Below are 22,589 nucleotides of genomic sequence, written 5' to 3' on the forward strand. Positions count from 1 at the left end.
CTGATAACGAGAGCCAAACCTTCAAAAATTTGTATATCTAAGCACATCGAAAATAGATGTGCTTATTTTTTTTTTAGGATGTGTTTTTTGTAAATAATTTCTCCCTATTTTTGCAACCCGCTTGCAAAGGCAGGTAAGGACGGTGAGGTGGATGAGTGGCTGAAATCAACGGTTTGCTAAACCGTCGTAGGGCCTTAAAGCTCTACCGAGGGTTCGAATCCCTCCCTCACCGCTGGACAAATTTTCTCGGGAAGTAGCGCAGGCCGGTAGCGCACCTGGTTTGGGACCAGGGGGTCGCAGGTTCGAATCCTGTCTTCCCGACCACTTTAAATTTAAAGCCTCTGATTTTCAGGGGCTTTTATTTTTTGTGTAGTAAAAATCAATTAGAAGTAAATCGTATTCTGATTTCGTTAACTTGTACTTTTTAGTTTACATCTTTTATATACCTTATATAGAGTTAGTAATAAATTTAACTAACAGGTACCATTTCTCCTAGGTAACCGTATTGTTTTTGGACTGGTTGATGCGACCATTGTTGTTGAAACCACTATTTTAAAAAGTTGGTATTTAAATTAGTCATCCCGCATCATATTTTTCTCGAAGTAACTCTGTTTTTATGCAGAAGAAATAGATAATTCGTTTTCATTGTTGCTATTTTTGCATCTTATATAAAAACTTGTTTAAATAGGAGTTGATAATCAGCTGGAATTGGGATAAGAAGGTACATGAATTTTTACTTTGGTAGCAATCAAATAACTGCATATGAATTTAGCAATAATAATAGGCGTAGCCGAATACAAAGACAAAAGAAATAATCTTCCTGGTTGTGCGAATGACACAGCCGCTATCCACAACACAATAACAAAGACCGAGAAATTCGATTCAACATTAATTCTTAATGCTAATGAGGAAAGTGCTAAAGTAAAAGACGAACTGACAAACTTTGTTTCTGTAAATAAAGGGCAGAAAATCGATGAGATTTTCTTTTATTATACAGGGCATGGTGAATTTTATAATAATGAGTTTTATTATCTTCTTTCGGACTTTGACCCATCTAAGAGAAAACAAACTTCATTGCAAAACATGGAGATTGATACCTTGCTGAAAACTTTGTCTCCAAAACTTGTGATCAAAGTAATTGATGCTTGTCAATCTGGCACAAGTTATATTAAAGAAAGTGACGCAATTGCTAAATATTTTGATTCGTCAAAACAAACTTTTAACAAGTGTTACTTTTTGAACTCTTCACTTAATACTCAATCCTCATTTCAAAACGATGAGATGAGTTTCTTTACTAAAAGTTTTATTGATTCTATTCAGCTGCATAAAACTGATGAAATAAGGTACAAAGATATTATTGATTTTATTTCTGATGAGTTCGAAAACAACGGCGACCAAACACCGTTTTTTGTAATTCAGGCTGAATTAACTGAAAGGTTTTGTACAATAAAACCTCAACTCAGAGAATATTTAAAAAGTTTGTCTGCTAAACCCGCACCTGCACCATCTGCATCTAAAGCTCCGAATATTGCTGATATGGTGAAGAGTGAAGCAAAGGAATTTAGTACCAAGGAAGAGGCAATTACATTATTGGAAACAATTAGGAGTGTGGTATCACAGCTTGAACTTGCTCCTGAACTTAATGAATTGTATGAATTGAAGGTCTCTGTTATTGAAGAAATCAAGAATGTTCCTTCACGTATTACGATTGGGAAATGGCTAAAAGAGAACCCAAATGCTTTTTTTGCCAAACCAACTCACACTCGAGTTTATGATGATCCAAATGAAGTGTTCTCTGCTTTATCAAATCAAATACGTTTAAGGTCGCAGGTGCAGGAAGAAAAGCCTGCAAAATATGAGCTCGATGGCTACGATTTAAAAATTGATGTGCCGTTCAAGGGGCTTTCTATTATTGCAAACTCAAAATACCCGAATATTAACAGCTACAACCTTGTTATAGTTTTCCTCCTTTCAAAAAAAGCCATACGCTTTTTCTATTTTCACGCTAGTTATATTGAAGAAAGTTGGGATAATAGAAAACTTAACTATAAGGAAATTGAATGGAAGACTGTTGAGTTCAAAATTACCGATAAGGACAGTGTTATCGAAGGAGTAAAAGCGATTTTCACGGAACTTAATTCTAGAATTACTAAGGACCTGACCGACCGATTTAAGGTGAAATAACGACTTCTGTCAAATAGTATTGCCAAAAGCAGATTTACGCAATTCTATTTGGAGAAGAATAGAATGTAAGCCTTAAAGCATTTTTCAACAAGCAACATTTTTTCTTCTTGGCTAAATAGCTATGGGAAACACCCAGACACAAACAACTTCACGACTGGCAAAGAAAAAATCGATGGCAAAGTGGCTTAAAAAAATCTTACTCAAAGGAAACGAAAGAGTAACTTACCGCATCGAAGAGACAAAGATTGAAAAGACTTCGCTAGATGAAGCGAAATTCTATTTGGAACAGGCAGAAAAGCAACTTCAAGATTCCGTCGATACAGGGCAGATCATTACAGAGCGAGCAACTAATATGCTGAACCTCACTTCTGCCTTATTAATCGCTCTTGTGGCTTATTCGATTGACCGATGGGAAACAAATAAATATTGGGATCTTATGTTAGAAATGGCGATATGGGGCAGCGTTGTCTTGGCTATCATTTCCGGTTTACTGATCGCTGCCATTCTGCCAAAAGATTATTGCATACCCGGTTGGACGCCCTGCAAAATATTTGAAAGCAGGTCATTTAATGAGGGCGCTGACGAAAACCTCCGTCAGAAAAACGTCATCTTGAACCTGATCATGAGTTATGAAAATGATATAAAAGAAAACCGCACGCTGAATAGAAAAAGATGGACACTGCTCAACTTTTCCATGTTGATCATTGTTATAGCGCCCCTCTTTTTTGCAGCCCACTATTTGCTATTCAGATGATGTGGATTTCTTAGGTTCTATATTTGGTGATTCCCTTGGAATATCATTTGTTGCGCTGCCGTCATCACCTTTTCTTATTCTTGTGGTCGTTTCCTCGAAAGGAAAACTGTTTGCCCCGCCCTTCTCGAACGGTCCGGGAGGTTCCGATTGTGGAAAGCCTTGGTTTTTATCATCTAGCATAAAAATAATTTTATAATTTCCTCTCAATTTACAAAAACCTGCCTATCGAAGAAAAAGCAGGAATTAACCGATAGGTAATTTTCTTTTTAACGCTTCCTCACCCTCAGGAGTTAAGAAATAACAATTCTTATGTTTGCTATCAAGAAAGCCAGCTTTGCGCAAAAGGAAGCATAGCTCTGGGATCTGATCGTTTTCTTCGCGGGTAAATTCGGGAAAGCCTTCTTCCATGAGGCCGATAACTGATTTTCTATTGATATACGACATCAGCTTTAAGATTAATTGCTCGTTAATCATAAGATATAGATTTATTCGTGAATATAATTAATAACCATAGAGGGTAAACGCATTTAACATTTACATTAAGTAAATATTTTGTGAATTCTCTTAATGTAAAACTATCCAATTAAGCTTGGGAAGGATTTTGTAACCAATGTGAATGAAATAAAGACTGCGATATTGATTATATGCGATTGCATTTCTAACGATTCTAAAGCAACGAGGAAAATATAGAAAGTGTCTCCTTTGTGTCGATCTTCATATTTTGTGGAAGATTAGCTGGAATCCAGCAGGAGTTACTTGCGTAAGAGAAGCATACCTGCCCGTACATGAGCCACTAGGTTATTTTTAGTTTGTTGCTTTGTCCTACTACCTGCCCATTGCTTAACGACATCTTCAGCGCATTACTGCATCAAGATCACCTTGCAATCCAATAACAAAGCCTCTTTATTCCCTTATACCAGAATTTTTTGCCTGTTAGATCCTTCTTTGCAAATGGCAACCTTGTTTGTTTTTCATCATTTGTCTAAACTGGTTAGCTAATAACGAAGCTGTTTTGATCTGTGATATTTTATTTACATTTAACCAGTTGAGCTAGATGGATTTTTATGGGTTGAAAAAGTTTAAATATTATTTTTATCGCTCTAAACCTCACCAGAGCTAAGTACAACCAAAATGATCGATAAGAAACTGCTTTCCGAACGTGATATCTGTACAAAACTTATTACACCAGCCTTGCAGAAAGCAGGATGGGATGTGGATACGCAGATTTTAGAAGAAGTTTCCTTTACCAACGGCAAAGTCTACGTGCGAGGAAAATTAACAGCCAGAGGTGAGCGCAAGAGAGCTGATTATATCCTTTACTACAATTCTAATCCTATAGCTGTCATTGAGGCAAAAGACAATAACCATACAATTGGTTCTGGTATCCAGCAGGCTTTAGGATACGCGAAGATTTTGGATATCCCATGTGTATTTAGCAGTAATGGTGATGGGTTTTTATTTCATGATCGCACAGCAAGTGAAAATATTGAGCAGGAACTTTCATTAGATCATTTTCCTTCACCTGATGATCTTTGGAAAAAGTTTAAAAGCTACAAGGGTATACAGACACCCGAAGAAGAAAGAATTGTTTCACAACCTTATTTTGAGGATGGCTCTGGCAGAAAACCACGCTACTACCAGGAAATAGCTATTAATAGGACCATCGAAGCGGTAGCAAAAGGTCAAGACAGGATTTTACTTGTAATGGCCACAGGTACTGGAAAAACGTATACAGCTTTCCAAATAGTTTACCGTTTATGGAAGGCAGGTGTAAAAAAACGCATACTTTTTCTCGCCGATAGAAATGCACTAGTTGACCAAACCAAACGTGGTGATTTCAAGCACTTCAGGGATAAGATGACGGTTGTCAAGAACCGTAAAGTGGACAAGAGCTATGAAATATACCTCGCTCTTTACCAGGGGCTATCGGGTAGTGAGGACGCTGACAATATATACAAACAGTTCTCCAGAGACTTTTTCGACTTGATTATTGTTGATGAATGTCACCGCGGAAGCGCAGCTGAAGACAGTGCCTGGAGAGATATTTTATTATATTATAAGAATGCTACACATATTGGCCTTACAGCCACACCGAAGGAGACTAAAGAAATTTCAAATATTGAATATTTTGGTGATCCGCTATATACATATTCTCTTAAGCAGGGTATTGATGATGGGTTTTTGGCCCCTTACAAAGTGATAAGAGTCACGCTTAATACCGATACTGAAGAAGGTTGGAGGCCAGGAAAAGGCAAAAGAGACAAAAAGGGAAATGAAGTAGCAGACAGGATATACAACAGGAAAGATTACGACAAAAACATTGTCATTGATGAACGTACAGAAACTGTTGCGAAAAAGGTCACCGAGTTTTTAAAAGCAACTGATCGTTTTTCTAAAACCATTATATTCTGTGTTGATATAGATCATGCCGAAAGAATGCGTTATGCCATTGCCAATGAGAATGCAGACTTGGTTGCAGAGAATTACAAATATGTTATGCAGATCACAGGGGATAACGATGAGGGTAAAAGAGAGTTGGATAATTTCATTAACCCGGAAGAACGTTACCCGGTTATTGCTACCACAAGCAAGTTAATGACTACAGGAGTAGATGCGCAGACTTGTAAACTTATCGTGCTGGATAGCAATATCCAGAGCATGACTGAGTTCAAGCAGATCATTGGTCGTGGTACACGTATTAATGAGGCATTCGACAAGTTATATTTTACTATTCTTGATTTCAGGAATGCTACAAAGTTATTTGCTGATAAAAAATTCGATGGTGACCCTATTAAAATAAAAGAAAAAGGTGAAAATGACCCTCCTGTTGATCCTGATGAAGAAGAAGGCGGTTCAGATGGTTATCCTGCACCGGATGAAGATGATAACAACGGAAATATTAATGAAGATGAGCAGAAGCCCAAAGGAACACCCAAGCCTGTTCCTCAGCCACCCACCCCACCAAGGGAGAAAGTTTATGTAAATGGAGTTGATGTGTCTGTATTACAATCACAGGAATTGTATTTTGATGTGAATGGGAAACTGATTACTAAAAACCTGAAGGATTATACCAAGGAAATCGTTAGAGGACAATATGCCTCTTTAAATGAATTTTTAAATAAATGGAACGAAGCAGACCGTAAGGCTGCAATCATAAAAGAACTGGAAGAACAAGGGGTAATGGTAAGTACATTGCAGGATGCAGTAAATAGAGAAGTAGACCTCTTCGATCTTATTTGCCATGTTGCATTTGATCAACAACCCCTTACCCGGAAGGAGCGGGCAAACAATGTAAAGAAGCGTAACTACTTTGTAAAGTATGGTGAACAATCACGGAAAGTACTGGAAGCCTTATTAGATAAATATGCTGATGAAGGCATCGCAACAATAGAAAGCACTGAGGTATTATCAATTGATCCATTTACTAAATTCGGAACGCCTATTGAAATCATTAAGCGGTTTGGGAGTCGTGATAAGTACAGGAGTGCTATAAAAGAACTAGAAGAACAACTATATAAATTAGCATAATGGCAAGGTTAACTACGTATCCTAACATTAAAGGCAAATCAATAAACTTTGAACAGACTGAAATCTATTCTAGAGAACAGTTCGACGATTTCATAAAGGAATTTAAAAATGAAAAGCAAAAGGATAATTTATTATTTAGAGGTTGCTCAGATGCAAAGTATAAATTATTCAATTCGGCGCAAAGGAAATGGGCTAACAAGGAATTAAAGAACTTTAATTGTTCCTATAATGACTTTATAAAAAGTCAAATCAATAATGCTAAAAAGTGGCAAAATGGACTATTAGAAAAGTTTTTTACAGCATTTGGACAACCTGCATATGATCTTTCCATTTTAAGTTTCTTACAACATTATGGCGCACCTACACCTTTATTGGATTGGACATATAGTTTAGATAATGCGCTCTTTTTCGCAACAGATGGACTGAAATATGCAGATTCGGATAATGATATAGATAATTTCTGTTCATTATATATAATTGATACAAGGTGGCCTGAACTTATAAATCTGTTATCTGTTTTGAAATCTGCTTTAAAAAATATAGACGAAATCCTAGACAGTTACAAAGACAGAAATATTGGCTTATCTGATAGTGTATTTAGTATGAAAGAATTAAGATACGAATTTCTAAGTCAATATAAGGTTGCTTATATTCCTGGCTTTATGAAGGATGGGTTTGCTTTTAAGTTAAAAAGTAGACCTTCCTTTAATATTTTTTATAACCAGCAAAACTTAAATATTATCAATCAAAAAGGCTTATTCATTTATAATTCAAGTTCCGATAAACCCTTAGAATATTTTTTTCAGGGATTGGGAAAAATCATTGAAGGTTCTCCTTTTATATTTCCAAAAATCAAATGTTATAATATTCATAAGGCTCTTTATGAATACATCTGTTATTATTTAACTCATGATTCCAGAGGTAGAAAACGAAATTTGCCTATAGATCGAGAATATATATACCCACAAGAAGAAGTTATTGCGGCAAAAGCATATAAGCACTTTTTGAATTTTAATTATCTATAATTAGTATGTCTGTATTAACCTCTACCATAAAATCGATTCAAGATATTATGCGCAAAGATGCCGGAGTTGATGGCGATGCGCAGCGCATTTCCCAACTTGGTTGGATGCTTTTCCTGAAAATATTTGATGAAAAGGAAAACGATTGGGAAATCATTAATGAAGAATATAAATCTCCAATACCTAAGGATCTGCGCTGGCGCAACTGGGCGGCTGATGAAGAAGGCATGACTGGTGATGAGTTGCTGGACTTTGTCAACAATTCACTCTTTCCTCGCCTAAAGGACTTGAAACTGCATCATAATAAAGATGCAGTCCGCATGGTCCGTGATGTATTTGAGGACAGCTACAATTACATGAAAAGCGGTACGCTGCTGCGTCAAGTGATTAACAAAATCAATAGCGACATTCACCTGAGTACTCAGGCAGATCGACATGCCTTTAACGATATTTATGAGCAGATCCTGCGCGACCTGCAAAGTGCAGGCAATGCCGGTGAGTTTTACACTCCAAGGCCAATAACCCAGTTTGTAGTGGAAATGGTAAATCCAAAACTGGGTGAAAAGGTGCTGGATCCAGCCTGCGGTACAGCAGGATTTTTGACCAATGTAATAGAGCACATCCAAAGAAACGAAGGTGTAAAAACATTAGCAGAAAGGGCAAAGCTACAAAACGGTATTTGGGGTGTAGAGAAGAAGCCCCTGCCACACATGCTGGCCACAACTAACATGATACTGCATGGTATAGAATTGCCTTCTATCGACCATGACAACTTGCTTAGCTACAGTTACATTGACTTTAGCACGCGTCGTGTCGATGTAATAGTAACCAACCCTCCATTTGGAGGTATGGAAGAAGACGGTGTGGAGAAGAACTTTCCGGTCCAGTTCCGTACCAGGGAAACTGCCAACCTATTTATGGCGCTAATTATGCAGATGCTGAAGGATGGTGGTAGATGTGGTGTAGTTTTACCAGATGGGTTTTTATTTGGCGAAGGTGTGGCTACACGCATTAAAGAAACTCTGCTTGAGAAATGTAATCTACATACTATTGTACGCCTGCCCAATGGCGTATTTGCTCCATATACAGGAATTAAGACTAATCTGTTGTTCTTTGAGAAAGATACACCTACAAAAGAGGTTTGGTATTTTGAGCATCCTTATCCAGATGGAGTAAAGAACTACAACAAAACAAGGCCGATAAGCATTAAAGAATTTGACCTTGAAAAAGCTTGGTGGAATAGGAGGGTGGAGAATGAATATGCATGGAAAGTGAGTGTGAAGGAGATTAAGAATAGGAATTATAATTTAGATATAAAAAATCCAAATGTTGTGAAAGAGCAACATGAATATGCAAGCAGTGAGTTGATGGAGTTATTGAGCAAGTCTTTCAAGAAAAGCAATGAATTATTAGAAGAATTAAAAAAAGGGCTAGTATGAGTGGAAGAAAAGTGAGGATTGGAGATTTCTTGAAAAGAGTAAAGGAACCTGTGAAAATTATTGCACAGGATGAATATACACTTGTTACTATCAGAATGTATCACAAAGGTGTAGTTAAAAGAGCAACTGTAAAAGGTAGCTCTATTAAGTCTTCGACCTTATATTCAATAAAAACAAACCAATTTATATTATCTGGAATTGATGCTCGAAATGCAGCTTTTGGTATAGTGCCAAATGAATTAAATGGTGCGGTTGTAACAAACGACTTTTGGTCACATGATATTAATACAAACATAATTGATCTTCACTATTTTTATTGGCTGACAACAACATCTCACTTTAATGAAGCATGTATTAAGGCAAGTGAAGGCACAACAAATAGACAAAGGCTCCAAGCTGACAAGTTTTATGAATTTGAAGTTTATTTGCCACACATTGAAGAGCAAAAAGAATTAGTTAAAAGGTTTGGATTCATAAAGAACAAGTTACAAGTATTAAATGACGAACTAAATAATCAACAATCCTATCTACAACTCCTCCGTCAAACCATTTTACAGGAAGCTGTACAAGGTAAGCTGACAAAGCGGGATGAAGAGGATGAATCAGCTAGCGAATTATTAAAACGCATTAAAGCTGAAAAACAAAAGCTAGTTCGAGAAGGCAAGCTGAAGAAGGAAAAAGAATTACCACCTATTGCGGATGGAGAGATTCCTTTTGAGTTGCCTAAGGGATGGGTGTGGTGTAGGGTAGGGGAGGTAATTAGTCTTATATCAGGGCAACATATTGAAGCACATGACTATAATGAGGTTGGTGTCGGAGTTCCATATTTAACAGGACCATCTGATTTTGGAGACTTAAAACCTGTATTTACAAGGTGGACTGAAAAGCCAAAGGTTTTTGCACAAAAAGATGATATTCTAATCACAGTTAAGGGTTCTGGTGTTGGTAAATTAAATTTACTTCATGAAGATAATGTAGCTATAGGACGTCAATTAATGGCCATTAGAACTGTTTTAATTAAAAGAGACTTTGTAAAACTCTTTTTAGCTTCTATTTACGATAAACTTCAAGATCAAAAATCAGGTATAGCAATACCCGGTATAAGCAGAGAGGATATTCTTGAAAAAGCATTTCCACTTCCACCGATGAACACACAGCTTCAAATAATTGCAAAAGTTGAACAACTCCTACAATACATTAATAATTTGGAGCAACATATTTTTAATAACCAAATTCAATCACAACAGCTTTTGCAAGCAGTACTAAAAGAAGCATTTGAAGGAACAGATAAAGTGCATGAAGAGAATGAAATACTAACAATTGCTGCAGAAGCATAACCGTACCAAATAAACAATACAATGCCTACACCATTTGCATTTATTAAGCACCCAGCTATTACAGGCAATGCTCTTATTAAAAATGTTGAATATCCTTTTAACCTTTATCGGGTTTATACATTTGAAGACCAAAAAGCTTTTGAAAACTTTATAAGAAAGTATAACTTATCCAATAGTTGTGCAATTGTTGATGATTACTTTATAGTTATCAGTTTCATCGGAACCATTAATGATTTGAAAGAAAAACCTGTTGATGGAAAAACGATAGATGAAACTGTTTTGCAAAGCTTTGCCGCTGTAAAACAATTCTATCAGCAGAACAGGTTAAAAGGCAATGAATCAAGGTTGAAAAAGTATAAAATTACCACGGGCAAGACTGTTTAGCCTGAATTTTAAAATCCGAATCTTATGGAAGTAACTTTCTCTCAAAACTTTTTAAACATTAGTAGAGCAGAATGTGCAAATGTTTATCTAGTCGTAATGAAAAATGCAAATACCCATTTTCGTTGTGCTGAAATTCTTGCTCCGGCAGGGGAATATTCAAATGCTGTAGCCCACCTTATTTTAGGAACAGAGGAAATAATTAAAGCTTTATTGCTGTTCCTGGAGAGTAAAGATTTCGATTTACGCAAAGTTGAAGGTTATAAGAGCCTTTTTCGTAACCATAGAGCAAGGCATTCCATTATTAAGGAGTTTTATTCAGTGATAATGGCTTTAAAGAGTCTTGTATCTATAGAAAAGAAAAAGAAAGATGAGAATGCCATTTTGTATTATGCGAAAGCAGTAACTGATGTCCTTTATGGAGTGATATCAGGCATAGAAAATTACCAATGGTGGGATAATGCAGATAACTTAAAACAAGAATGCTTTTATGTTGATTATAAGTCTGCCATAAAGGACCCTCAATCTATTTCTTCAGAACAGTACCAAGAGGCATATAAAAATGTTTCAGTATTTAAAAATGATATAAGGATAATTATTGCCGCTTTGACTAGAGCTAATAATAAACAGTTAAATGATTTTCGGATAGGTTTTGAGGAAGCAAACTTTAAAGGCATTCTGGAAGCAACCATCAAACGTTCTGCAAAGCGGTAGCTTCTTAAGCTAATCGATCTTACCATACCCGCTACTTTTGGTGTACAATGCTTAATGACAAACCGTTGCTCAGAGCAAGGATAATTAAACATGTTGCTATTCCACAATCCGGATTTTGCTACTCATTCTTTTCCTGTTTGATATCGAAGCCAGTCATCAGTTGGTTTGTCAATTGGGTCTTTTATAAAATTAGAAAGCAATGCAATTGAATTCTTTTGTGCAAAGGCTCTTTTTTCATCCCTGCAATGCCATGTTATATGACCTACTTTTCATAAAACAGTTTCGTTGATTCATACCCCATATTTTCAGGATTGATCTTGTGGTATGTCATTGTGTTACTGAATGAATTATACCTATGAAAATACTGTACTGCACTTCTCAAGTTTGATAAAATATTTTCATTGTTGTGAAGATCTACAATAATCAGGTCTCCCCCAAGAGTGTAGAACTTATTTGATCCATCCTTTATCCTATTTATTCGGCGTATTCTTCTAATAGAATCTAATTTCAAATTTTTAAATTTTAGTATCAGGTCGTCCAAATTATTTTTATTACCACTTTTATAATCAAGAAATAAAACAGATGCATTTGGTGATAAAAAAGTATGTCGATTAAGGAAGCATCGGAGCGTAGTCTCATCAATATTTTTAACGCTTCCTGATTTTACTTCAAAATGAAATAGGGAGTTTTGAAAATTTGCGAGACAATCAAAGTCGCCTCCATCTGGAGCATTCTTAACTTTTACACCATAACTTGCCGATAGTGCTTTCAGTTCTTTAACGCACAAGTATGCCATTAAAAGTTCAACAGTATTTGAATAACGCTTTTCGTTTTCAGCTGAGGCTTTAAAAACATAATCACTTGTTTCAGAAGGAGATATTGCACTTGTATTTCCAAAGATCATGTCTCTTACAAAGAGGCGAAATTTCTTTTGGCAAAATTTCTCTATAAATTCCTCAAAAACTTGCCAATTAGGAATGTAATTACTATCCCTTGCAAATTTGGGATTAGCTTTTTTATCTAACAAAGTATCTTCGATTTCCCCTTCTGACGTACATTCGAATCCTCTTTGCGAAAGCAAATCTTTAACATTGAAGATATCAATGATATTAAGTTGATCTTTATTAGGTTTACCTCGCTGTAAAAAGTAATTGAGTGTTGCCATAGTATATTGCTGAAGGTTGGGGGTTGCAACAATACTGCTTAGTGGAATTAAAATTATTTAAATACTTGCAAAAAGCCAAGATCATTGTGTTAGCCACCCTTTGGCTATGTATTTATTTTTTTATAAAGTTTCTTCCTTTATTAGAAAGCCTCCATGCAGCAGCAGGCCCCTCAAGCCCAGGTATCCTTTCTAATAATCCTTCATCTCTTAGTTTATAAAATTCGACTTTTACTAAGTTTTCAGATTTTATTCCAGTAATTTCTCTAGCTTGTTTATTATTGATTCTATCATTATGAGAAAGGAATTCAAGAATTAATTCTGCAGGCCTAGCAAGTGGAGTATGTGGTATTGTAACCTTTACATTTCTCTCTACTTCTTCAATAATTGGAGGTTTTAATTTCCACTCTTTCATTTTCTCAAATGCAGTATTTAGGCCCTCTCCAATGTCTTTATTAGGGGCGTTTTTATATTTGCTAAGTGTTCTTACAAGCTTATGATTACGTGCAAACCTTGAATCTAAAATATTGTCAACTGTGACATATCCCGGAAGCTTTCCGGGGCTTAAAACTTCTATTCTATTATCGTATATTAAAATTTGAACGTCATCAGATATTGAATAGTCTCTATGTATAATGGCGTTAGTAATAATTTCCCATATTGCTTCAGGTGGATAGGACATAGACCGTAATCCTTCTGGAGTCCAGACATGGATTGAAGACATGATTTCTGTTACCTTTTCGACCGTTTCAGTGATTAGTTTGAATGCCGGACCTTCAATTGCAATAGTTTCTTTTAAGTAATCTCTTTCTGGCTCATCCTCTTTTGTTTCATATCTAATTATTTTCACCGCACATTTCCGAGGTAAACACGCAGACGGATTTTTTGCAAACAGCAACAACCCAGAAACACGTGGATCATAATTTTTCAGATCGATAAGATTTTCACTAATTGTAAAATCAAGAGGATCTGTTTTTGGCGAAAAGTCACTCAAGAAAGACTTTATTTCATCGGATTCAAAGATAGTTTCTGGTGGGAGTGTACTAACCACAAAATCTTCGAATGAAGAGGCTCCCTTCGCAAATTGTAATTCGACTACCCTCTGTTTATCTGTTATTTTATTTGATTGCGCCCCATTCCGAATGTAAATTTCCTTTGCAGCAGTTTCATGCACACTTGCACTCTTTTCAATTTTAATTTGCATAACCATACCAGGGAAATCTTTGCAGGTGAAAAAAGTGCAACTGAAGTCCAATGTTGGAATAATTTCTGAAAGGGCTTGTAAATGAGGATTGAATTCTTCTATTTTGTTTGCTCCAGCCCATCGTTTATTTATATCAGGCTCGTCCTTTGAATCCTTAATTCCAATAATAAATTCTCCTCAATCAGCATTGGCAAATGCAGTTGAAATTTTTTGAATTTTTTGACCAGAAACCTGTAACGCCTTATGGTCAAAAAAATGTGATTCATCTCGTTGAGCAAGAATCAGTGCATCTTCTTTAGAAATCGCCTTTACTTTCATAATGGTACCTAAATTTACGCATAATGGACAAGGTTTGGAAATGTGGCTGTATTCATTGAACGTCCAGTTCTAAAATGCCACTGGTAAAAATACAAAAGATGAAGCTAGAAATTACAGCTTGATATTACGTTCATCATCGTCTCAGCACTAATCCCTAGTTTGGCAATTCGTACTTTTTTATCATTAGGTTTAGCATTTTTCATACATACTGGTTAGTTCCTTTAATGTTGTTTTATTGTCAGAAATTAGGCGTGGTGAGGGGGAAAACGGTACTACGATGTCAATGTCCTTACCATCCCAATTGAATTTTCATACTAATATTTTATCCGACCTTCTTATCGGAGCGTCAAAATGAAACTGTTTTTGCATAAATTATGTTTTCAAAAGTCCCAATGCTCCAAAAACTTCTGTTCTGCTGGTAAGAATTATTCTTTCAATAGTAGGATGTTGATTTAGTAGTAGGAATACATCTTTCAAAATAATCGTATGAAGGTTTTCGTCCGTAGAATAATTATTTTTCCTATAGAACTTTACATGCATGTCTGTTATTCCAATACGTTTAGTTCTTAAAAACATTTTCCTTTCTTCAACTGCTTCGTCACCCTCATGATATTTAAACTTTATTTTGAACACACTTTCTATGATATTCCAAAAGGTGTTCCCTTTACCTGAATAATAAAATTTGTACCTCCAATTGTTTATATAAGTAGGAAATGTACCAATTATTAAAAATTTAGTGTTTGGCGGAATAAATGTATCAAAAGGATGGTCTTCAATTGTATAAATGTATTGCTTCTTCCTAGTATATGCCATATGATGAATATTAGAGTAGTTCCAAATCAATATGACGCCAATGTATTTGAGCTTAATGGTGTAACTAGTTATTGCCAATTATATTGAATAATGGAAAATCCGAACGTAATTTGTCTATTAAATATTCTTCCAGAGCTGGAGCTAAAAAAATTAGAGCTTCGTTTTCGAAAGGAATAGAAGTAATCAATTCAATTAGGACAGGTTCTCCTCTATTATTCCTTATTATTGTTTCATTTGTTTTCCAGCAGTTTTTAAAATGATTATAAAGCCGCTCTCCAATTTTTGACTTCATGGATGCTTTTCCAATATAAACATGAAAGTCGTCTCTTCTTGAAACAGTTTCCCCCATGTAAAAATATACTCCACCTATGTGAGGATTGCGAGGAAATTGGCAGTCATTCCATTCTTTTCCTGTTGGGTTCAAATAATAAGTTTGATCATTAAGTTTGTCTTCATTTAATAAAGGAAAAGTAAACTCTTTGCGCAAGTATGAGTTGAAATCCGTTACATGTGCATTTATTTTTTTTATAACTGGTAGATACTTTTTCATGTGGCAGTTAGTGGTATGTTTATAAATTTTCTTTAGAATCAGGGGGTAGATTTGTTAACATGCTAATATACAAACCATAGTGATTTTAAGATATGATTTAAAAAATTCTGTAGATTTCTAGCTTTCTGAGATATGGAGGTTGGTCTCTTTTGCCAAAATAGAATGTGCTCAGTCTTCATGCTATACTGAAAAAAAGAAAATTTAACTACTATTATAATAATCAATACTACAGATATAGAATTGTGGTAATTTTTGAAACATCAACCATTAATGTTCTGCCTTGTAGATATCCTGCTTATCGATACCGGTTAACTGAAGTTTATTGAAATCGGCTGAATGCGGAAATCCGATCTGAAACGACTGCATCCGGCCCAGTTCAACGGTTACTGTAGCTGTACGAAAATTCAGCATATGCCCGCCACGGGTCCGTTTGTGATCAAGGAAATGAAAATGAAATCCCGGCACACTGACGGCCGATAAATATTCGGGAGAAAAAAATCCAACCATTGTTCCTGCTATGTCTGTCCATTGAAACTCTGTTTGTTTCTGTGCAACTTCCACAAGGGTAGGATAAGGTTGTTTCTGTTTGGGCACGCTTCTTACACGCATGGAATCAAATGTACCGGTAAGCCTAATGGCATACACCTGGTTATGCTCCATGTGGCGTTGCAGCAATTGATAAATGGCCGGCTGACCGGCATTGCTGAGGGTAAATGCAGTATCTGCTTTAAAAAATGTAACCGTAGCAAAAGGCGTATGCAGGCTGTCGGCTACCGGTACAACCTGGCCGCTGGCAGTTGCCTGGTAGACAGTATCGTTGAGTACGATCATTTCTCCGTCAACATCATTAAAAGTGCCAATGCCAAAATTGCCATGTTGCTTTAACTGGCCGCAATTAATCCCGTCTGAGGCAAAGAATCCTTTTTGTAATGCACTGATCACTGAATATTGGTATAAATGATTGGAGGGGTGAGGTAGGTTGGCTCGACGGCTGACAAATCCTGCCACAACAACTGCGGAACCCACCAACAAAAATTTACAAATGGTCATCTTCATAAATAATAAACGGTTTGCCCAAAAGTAGAATAAAGGACAGCAAAACTATGAACAGCTTTTTTTCCTTGTATTGCTACATGTAACGCGGGCAAACCCCTTCCATTGGTCCCAATCCGGTTACGAATTTCTGTTTACATTGCGTCAAATTAGTTTGCATGTATCGGTTCTTTCTTCTTTGTATTTCCCTTCTCTGTTTTAACCTGCTCTCTGCGCAAACTGCCAAACTCCGTGCAAGAGCATGGGGCATTCCCTTTGAAGGAACACCGGCAGCCAACAATGCCATCACCGATGTTCCGGGTGTTTTAGTGGGCTATAAAACCCTCATCAAAGACACGGCAGGAAAAGGTGTTCGCACCGGCGTCACCGTTATTCTTCCCAAGGGAAAAACCAATGCGGCTTACCCCGCCGGCTGGTTCTGTCTGAACGGCGACGGGGAAATGACTGGAACAACGGTGATCGAAGAATACGGATTAGGCTATGGACCAATCGGTATCACCAATACCAACAGTGTAGGTGTTGTCCGTGATGCGATTGGCGCCTGGGGCGTGCAGCATTTCTCTGGTTCGGAAATGTTTGACTTTTCATTCGGACTGCCCGTAGTGGCCGAAACCTGGGATGGAATCCTGAGCGATATCAACGGTTTGCATGTGCGTAAGGAGCATGTGTGGGAAGCTTTGAACAATGCCCATGCAGGTGCCGTCGAAGAGGGCAATGTAGGTGGGGGCACAGGCATGGCGATGTTCCTGTTCAAAGGAGGCAGCGGAACCTCATCCCGGGCTATCAGGATCGACACAGCCAATTATACCGTTGGCGTATTTGTACAAGGCAATTATGGCGGACGAAAAGATCTGTTGATTGCAGGCATTCCGGTAGGGCAGGAGATTACAGATCTGATGCCGGTAACGAACAACAACAAACGAAAAGATGGATCCATCATCGTTGTGGTGGCAACAGATGCACCCCTGTTACCCAGCCAGTTGAAGCTGGTGGCAAAAAGAGTTTCGCTGGGCGTAGCAAAAACAGGCGGATTAGGAAGAAACAGTTCGGGAGATATTTTCCTGGCGTTTAGTACACAGGAGCCGCAGGCCAACGAAAAAGGAACCATCCAGACATGGAAATCAATCCCGAAAGAGCTGATGGACAAGATTTATGAAGCCACCGTGCAGGCAACCGAAGAAGCCATCATCAACGCTATGGTAGCGGCTGAGACCATGAAAGGAAATAATGGCAATACCCTCTATGCCCTGCCGCAGGCAAGAGTGCAGGAGATTTTGAAGAAGTACAACCGGTTGAAAAAGTAACAGTCCCCTCTGAATGTTCCATTCTTTTCATAATTTCAGCAGGTGCGATAAAATTATTTAACATCCACAAATGAATACTTACAAGCAATACACGGCTGTTGATCTGATCGAGAAGATCATCGAGTTTACGAAGATGACCCCGAATCCTAAGTTGTGGAAAGAAGGCTTATTAAAGGAAAGCCCTCCCCGTTATGTAAGACTTCGGCAAATCAATGCATTAACCAAAGCCTTGTTTAGTCAAAGATCAAATAATTTTCTTGGTAAAGCTAAATCCCTTCTTTTGGTGAATCAATTGCCAACCATAAATGCTTTGCTTTCGGGAAGTTTCATCAAAGGAAAAAACATTCGTGAATATGAAGGCATTATCGCTATGATCAAAACAACTGTTCGGGAAAATGAAGGGCAATTAGGCGAAACGGGAGAAATCACTCATAAACATTTAATTGATGTTTACCAAAGGCTCATGAAGTATAAAAAACAACTAATGGATTTGTTGCATTTTAATGATGGTGAATCAACATCCGCTCCTATTGGGCTACGTTTTACTGTGTACCTGACAAACGAAGTTTCCAGTGCCTTTGAAGGAAAATATGCTAGATTGGACGAAGCCTTAGCATTAATTATTGATCCCAATAGCTTAACTTTTACAGAAGAAGAATTGCAAGCTGAGTACAACTATCCTAAAGAAGATATACGGGAAGTTGATAAGAACTTTCCTTAAGTATATCGGTTTAGGCTTTGTCGCATTTACCAGGATCAGCCATTTTCAACACAGGCTGCTTCTTGGACTATATCAATAACTTTAAGCAATGAAAACAATACCGGTCAGACATATAACCTCTGCCCAAAGGGAGCAAAGCAATGCTGGTCGGTTCAGCATTCGTGATGTTCAGCAAGTGCTTATTGGGAAAGATTTAGTTCACGACCTTCATAAACATGACTTCTTTTTTGTACTTGCCTTGCACAAAGGAACAGGCATTCACGAGATAGACTTTATGCAATACGAGGTACATAATAACTCAATTTTCATCCTTCGTCCTGGTCAGGTACACAGGCTTGAATTGATGGCAGATAGTACAGGCTTTTTGATGGAGTTTGATCTATCGTTTTATCAACCGAAAAATACAATTACTGATCAGCGATGGAAGAAAGCATCAAGTAAAAATTACTGCGAAGTGGAAGCTTCGCGGTTTATGAAACTGCACGCTATCTTAACCAGTGTATTCAATGAATTTACCACGAAGCAAGAAGGCTACGTAGAAGCAATAAAAGCTAACCTTGATCTTTTTTTCATAGAATACATCAGGCAAAGCCGCAATCCGAAAAGCATAGCAAAAACTGAAAGCGGCTACACTCAAGAGCGTTTTGAAGAGTTGATCCGTTTGTTAGAAGTCAACATTGGGAGCATGAAAAATGTTTCTCAATACGCTGACTTATTAAGCCTTTCTTCGTATCAGTTAAATGCCATTACAAAGGCGTCTGTAGGAAAAACAGTATCAGACCTCATCAACGAACAAATTATACTCGAAGCAAAGAGATATTTGCTTGCCACGTCTAACCAGGTAAAAGATGTAGCCGACCATTTAGGTTACGAAGATGTTTCCTACTTCATAAGGTTCTTTAAGAAGCACACAGGGCATTCACCGGATGCATTTAGAAAGCAGTATAATTAAAACTTGAGAAAAATCCTGGTCAACTTTATAATCGTCCTACCATACCCCTCTTTGCCCATTCTACTTTTGTGAGCGAATATTAACCAGTGTAGCGTTGCCGCTGCAATTTTTTAATAGTTCAATAAGAAAGAACATGAAAAGTGAAAAGCAATTTGATGTAATAATAATTGGTGGCAGTTACGCCGGTCTTGCAGCAGGCATGGCTTTAGGAAGGGCGTTAAGAAATGTTTTGATAATTGATAGTGGATATCCTTGTAACAAGCAAACACCGCATTCACACAACTTCCTTACAAATGATGGAAAGGCACCTAAAGAAATTGCCAGCCTCGCAAAGCAGCAAGTTAGTATGTATGGAACAGTTAGTTTTCTTGATGGATTGGCAACCGCAGGCATTATAACGGAGAGCGGTTTTCAAATTCAGGTTCAGTCAGGCGAATTATACATAGCAAAAAAAATAGTCTTCGCAACAGGAATTAAGGACACAATGCCGATTATTCCAGGCTTCGCAGAGTGTTGGGGCATCAGTGTTCTTCACTGTCCCTATTGCCACGGTTATGAAGTGCGACATCAGAAGACAGGCATACTGGCAAATGGAGACAGTGGGTATGAGTTTGCCTCTCTTATTTCAAACTGGACGAATGATCTTACCCTTTATACGAACGGAAAATCTACACTTACTAACCAGCATACAGCTAAGCTCGAAAAGCACAACATCAACATAGTGCAGGCTGAGATTGAAAGATTAGAACATAAGAACGGGTATCTCCAAAATATCATTTTCAAAGATGGAAGCAAAGCACCTGTAAAGGCTTTGTACGCGCGGGTTCCATTTGTTCAACATTGCAGCATTCCGCAAGCCTTAGGTTGTGAGATAACGTCTGATGGTTACATTAAAATAGATAATGCACAAAAGACTACTATTCACGGCGTATTTGCTTGTGGAGACAATACGACCCGTATGCGGACAGTTGCTAATGCAGTCTCAATGGGCACCACAACAGGGTTGATGGTTAACAAAGATCTGATTGAAGAACATTTTTGATTTGAAATAAGTGCTATAGAACTAAGATTTCATTCAACTAAACTGGTTACAATCCAATCGAATTTTGTTTCACATAATCATTTAAAAGTAAAAGCAGAAAATGAAAATTGTAATTGTAGGTGCGTCAGGCACTATGGGAAGCTATTTGGCAAATGCATTGGAAAAAGAGCATGAAATAGTAAGAGCAGACCGCAAAAAAGGAGATGTTCAGGTAGATATTACATCACCGGAAGCAATAGAAAAGATGTATCAAAAGCTGGGTGCTTTCGATGCATTGATTTGCACAGCAGGTCCTACTTATGTCGGTCCTTGGAAAAACTTAACCGATAAAGAGTTTCGCAGTGGTGTGGAAGGCAAGATGATGGGGCAAATTAATTTGGTCTTGATAGGTCAACATTACATCAATCCTAAGGGTTCATTTACATTAATTACAGGAGCGTTGACCCACGAGCCTCAAAAGAATTTTGCCAATGCATCAGCAGCGAATGCAGCAATAGAAGGATTTGTTCGGGCAGCAGCCATCGAGTTAGAGAATGGTATTCGTATCAATGCCGTTAGTCCTACTGTTATTGAAAATTCACCGCAATATTTTCCCTTCTTTCCTGGCGAGATGCCGGTAACAATGAAGCAGCTCGAATACGGCTTCAGAAAGAGTGTATTTGGTGCTAATACAGGACAAGTACTTAAACCTTATTAATACTATTGTAACTGTTACATTAGCTACAAAAGCTTATAACTGCAGTAGAATTTGACAAGAGACAAAAGGTGGCGAATTATAATTTGCTGATAACCAAAACTCTTCTTGTTCCTTTTACCGGTTTGGGACCAGGGGGTCGCAGGTTCGAATCCTGTCTTCCCGACCACTAAAAATAAAGGAGTTACAGAAATGTAGCTCCTTTTTTATTTTCCACGTAGGCTGCATAAATGGGCTGCAGATAGACTATAGCAATAACTGTGTAGAATGGGGCCATGCTCAAGAAGTGGGGAGACTATGACCCGGAGGATACACCGGTGTTAATCAGCAAAGAGCAATTTGGACCCAAAACTTTTAATGACCGTCGCAACTGCCTGTTCAAGTTCTTTGGCTGGTTAGTCAGGAAAGGCAAACTTGCATATGCGCCCGCTAAACATACCATTGTTTTGAAGTTCATACATTTTCATCCTGTTCAAGACATTCATCAAGGCCGCAATGGCCTGGAAATATATTATTTGTTTTGGCCTTTGGTATGCCGCCTTAGTCCGTGCTGCAGGGTGCCAACAAACAATGCTTTCGGTCGGTAAGGCTATGCGCTGGGGCGATGAATAACACACAACAAGAGAAGTGATGTCTTTTATCTTAGGACTGTCTTTATACAGCTTGTGGGTAGGCCCAATGCACATAGCTCTGCGACATTCCAACAAGGGCATAATCGGTTAGGTCTCTTTTTTCTTAATCGTGAAATAATGCCGGTTGGCCAGGCTTATAAAAGACCGATACAACAATGGAGAGATGTACTGATAGCTGAAAGCTATGGTTTATACTTTTAAACTTTTGGCGAATCATTATTCATGCATTATGATTCTTTTTACAGATAATGCCAAAATAAAGCTTATCTTCACTGGGTTAATTTGAGCCTCGCATCAGTATTCATTAATTATTCTGCTTAGTGATTTGCATCTTAGTTAGTTTCTTACTTCTTGCCTTCCTCAGATATTTTTAATTTATTTTATTTATCAAGTATGAACATTTATGTTTCAAATTTAAGCTTCAACGTTCAGGATGAAGACTTAAGAGCATTTTTTACGCCTTATGGAGAAGTAGCCTCAGCTAAAATGATTACTGACAGGGAAACCGGAAGATCAAGAGGTTTTGGATTCGTGGAAATGCCTGATGATGCGGCTTCCAAAAAAGCAATTGCTGAATTAGACCAGTCTACTGTAGATGGCAGGACCATTAAAGTAATGGAAGCCAAGCCTAAAGAAGACAGGCCCGCCCGTAACAATTTCGGCGGAAACTTCAACAACGCAGGCAGTTATAATAAAAACCGGTACTAATACATAAGTCTTTAAGAAAAGCCCTAGCAAGCCGGGGCTTTTTAATGCATTCACATTTATCATTAAAATTTAGATTA

General features: G+C 37.5%; 23 protein-coding genes and 2 tRNA genes. 17 read left to right on the forward strand and 8 right to left on the reverse strand.

The annotated features are described in order from the left end of the window. Nucleotides 1-141 precede the first annotated feature (141 nt). From OCK74_RS03365 to OCK74_RS03380, 4 genes are all read left to right on the forward strand, one after another. Nucleotides 142-232: transfer RNA gene (locus OCK74_RS03365), tRNA-Ser, on the forward strand. 15 nt (nt 233-247) lie between these two features. Next, nucleotides 248-324, forward strand: a tRNA-Pro gene (locus OCK74_RS03370). A gap of 438 nt (nt 325-762) precedes the next feature. After that, nucleotides 763-2,184 (forward strand): caspase family protein, encoded by a 1,422-nt coding sequence (locus tag OCK74_RS03375; RefSeq protein ID WP_279295579.1) that lies wholly within the window; start codon nt 763-765, stop codon nt 2,182-2,184. Between the two features lie 121 nt (nt 2,185-2,305). Continuing rightward, entirely contained in the window at nt 2,306-2,938 is a 633-nt protein-coding gene (locus OCK74_RS03380; protein ID WP_279295580.1) for a hypothetical protein, read from the forward strand. A gap of 243 nt (nt 2,939-3,181) precedes the next feature. On the opposite strand, the gene OCK74_RS03385 is transcribed toward OCK74_RS03380, so the two are convergent. Continuing rightward, entirely contained in the window at nt 3,182-3,412 is a 231-nt protein-coding gene (locus tag OCK74_RS03385; protein ID WP_279295581.1) for a hypothetical protein, read from the reverse strand. A 657-nt stretch (nt 3,413-4,069) separates the two neighbouring features. Between OCK74_RS03385 and hsdR the strand changes: the two genes are divergently transcribed. Genes hsdR through OCK74_RS03415 form a run of 6 tightly spaced genes read left to right on the forward strand, consistent with a single transcriptional unit; the run spans nt 4,070 to nt 11,359 of the window. Then, on the forward strand, nt 4,070-6,466 hold the full coding sequence (hsdR, locus tag OCK74_RS03390) for an EcoAI/FtnUII family type I restriction enzme subunit R (protein ID WP_279295582.1): 2,397 nt from the start codon (nt 4,070-4,072) through the stop codon (nt 6,464-6,466). Further along, a complete protein-coding gene (locus tag OCK74_RS03395; protein ID WP_279295583.1) occupies nt 6,466-7,491 on the forward strand; it encodes an FRG domain-containing protein in 1,026 nt (341 codons plus the stop codon). Before hsdR ends, OCK74_RS03395 begins: the two co-directional genes overlap by 1 nt. A gap of 5 nt (nt 7,492-7,496) precedes the next feature. Continuing rightward, nucleotides 7,497-8,927: a type I restriction-modification system subunit M gene (locus tag OCK74_RS03400; RefSeq protein WP_279295584.1), complete on the forward strand. Its 1,431-nt coding sequence runs from the start codon at nt 7,497-7,499 to the stop codon at nt 8,925-8,927. Beyond that, nucleotides 8,924-10,264, forward strand: coding sequence for a restriction endonuclease subunit S (locus OCK74_RS03405; RefSeq protein WP_279295585.1), 1,341 nt, complete (start codon nt 8,924-8,926; stop codon nt 10,262-10,264). Before OCK74_RS03400 ends, OCK74_RS03405 begins: the two co-directional genes overlap by 4 nt. Before the next feature lie 21 nt (nt 10,265-10,285). After that, complete coding sequence (locus OCK74_RS03410) at nt 10,286-10,648, forward strand: hypothetical protein (RefSeq protein WP_279295586.1); 363 nt, start codon at nt 10,286-10,288, stop codon at nt 10,646-10,648. Nucleotides 10,649-10,672: 24 nt separating this feature from the next. Beyond that, entirely contained in the window at nt 10,673-11,359 is a 687-nt protein-coding gene (locus OCK74_RS03415) for an AbiV family abortive infection protein (protein WP_279295587.1), read from the forward strand. Between the two features lie 122 nt (nt 11,360-11,481). On the opposite strand, the gene OCK74_RS28075 is transcribed toward OCK74_RS03415, so the two are convergent. From OCK74_RS28075 to budA, 7 genes are all read right to left on the reverse strand, one after another. Then, nucleotides 11,482-11,616 carry a GIY-YIG domain-containing protein gene (locus OCK74_RS28075; RefSeq protein WP_480287411.1) on the reverse strand — a complete coding sequence of 45 codons (135 nt, stop codon included), beginning with the start codon at nt 11,614-11,616 and terminating at the stop codon, nt 11,482-11,484. Between the two features lie 5 nt (nt 11,617-11,621). Next, nucleotides 11,622-12,524 (reverse strand): hypothetical protein, encoded by a 903-nt coding sequence (locus tag OCK74_RS03420; RefSeq protein ID WP_279295588.1) that lies wholly within the window; start codon nt 12,522-12,524, stop codon nt 11,622-11,624. Between the two features lie 112 nt (nt 12,525-12,636). Beyond that, the gene (locus tag OCK74_RS03425; RefSeq protein ID WP_279295589.1) at nt 12,637-13,731 is read right to left on the reverse strand and encodes an ATP-binding protein; all 1,095 of its coding nucleotides are present in this window, start codon (nt 13,729-13,731) and stop codon (nt 12,637-12,639) included. Between the two features lie 171 nt (nt 13,732-13,902). Further along, nucleotides 13,903-14,043 (reverse strand): hypothetical protein, encoded by a 141-nt coding sequence (locus tag OCK74_RS03430; protein ID WP_279295590.1) that lies wholly within the window; start codon nt 14,041-14,043, stop codon nt 13,903-13,905. A gap of 372 nt (nt 14,044-14,415) precedes the next feature. Beyond that, nucleotides 14,416-14,856, reverse strand: a complete 441-nt coding sequence (locus tag OCK74_RS03435; RefSeq protein ID WP_279295591.1) for a uracil-DNA glycosylase family protein — start codon at nt 14,854-14,856, stop codon at nt 14,416-14,418. 64 nt (nt 14,857-14,920) lie between these two features. After that, entirely contained in the window at nt 14,921-15,406 is a 486-nt protein-coding gene (locus OCK74_RS03440; protein WP_279295592.1) for a hypothetical protein, read from the reverse strand. Nucleotides 15,407-15,673: 267 nt separating this feature from the next. Further along, nucleotides 15,674-16,462 (reverse strand): acetolactate decarboxylase, encoded by a 789-nt coding sequence (gene budA, locus OCK74_RS03445; RefSeq protein ID WP_279295593.1) that lies wholly within the window; start codon nt 16,460-16,462, stop codon nt 15,674-15,676. A 155-nt stretch (nt 16,463-16,617) separates the two neighbouring features. On the opposite strand from budA, the gene OCK74_RS03450 reads away from it, so the two are divergent. From OCK74_RS03450 to OCK74_RS03480, 7 genes are all read left to right on the forward strand, one after another. Then, complete coding sequence (locus tag OCK74_RS03450) at nt 16,618-17,763, forward strand: DmpA family aminopeptidase (RefSeq protein ID WP_279295594.1); 1,146 nt, start codon at nt 16,618-16,620, stop codon at nt 17,761-17,763. Between the two features lie 70 nt (nt 17,764-17,833). Further along, the gene (locus tag OCK74_RS03455) at nt 17,834-18,484 is read left to right on the forward strand and encodes a hypothetical protein (protein ID WP_279295595.1); all 651 of its coding nucleotides are present in this window, start codon (nt 17,834-17,836) and stop codon (nt 18,482-18,484) included. 88 nt (nt 18,485-18,572) lie between these two features. Continuing rightward, nucleotides 18,573-19,436, forward strand: a complete 864-nt coding sequence (locus tag OCK74_RS03460) for an AraC family transcriptional regulator (RefSeq protein ID WP_279295596.1) — start codon at nt 18,573-18,575, stop codon at nt 19,434-19,436. 133 nt (nt 19,437-19,569) lie between these two features. Then, the gene (locus OCK74_RS03465; RefSeq protein WP_279295597.1) at nt 19,570-20,478 is read left to right on the forward strand and encodes an NAD(P)/FAD-dependent oxidoreductase; all 909 of its coding nucleotides are present in this window, start codon (nt 19,570-19,572) and stop codon (nt 20,476-20,478) included. Between the two features lie 100 nt (nt 20,479-20,578). Beyond that, nucleotides 20,579-21,175, forward strand: a complete 597-nt coding sequence (locus tag OCK74_RS03470) for a short chain dehydrogenase (protein ID WP_279295598.1) — start codon at nt 20,579-20,581, stop codon at nt 21,173-21,175. 272 nt (nt 21,176-21,447) lie between these two features. After that, nucleotides 21,448-21,759, forward strand: a complete 312-nt coding sequence (locus OCK74_RS03475) for a hypothetical protein (protein ID WP_279295599.1) — start codon at nt 21,448-21,450, stop codon at nt 21,757-21,759. Between the two features lie 438 nt (nt 21,760-22,197). Next, nucleotides 22,198-22,512 carry an RNA recognition motif domain-containing protein gene (locus tag OCK74_RS03480; RefSeq protein WP_279295600.1) on the forward strand — a complete coding sequence of 105 codons (315 nt, stop codon included), beginning with the start codon at nt 22,198-22,200 and terminating at the stop codon, nt 22,510-22,512. Nucleotides 22,513-22,589: the final 77 nt, after the last annotated feature.

This window comes from Paraflavisolibacter caeni (assembly GCF_025628885.1).
GTDB lineage: Bacteria > Bacteroidota > Bacteroidia > Chitinophagales > Chitinophagaceae > Flavisolibacter > Flavisolibacter caeni.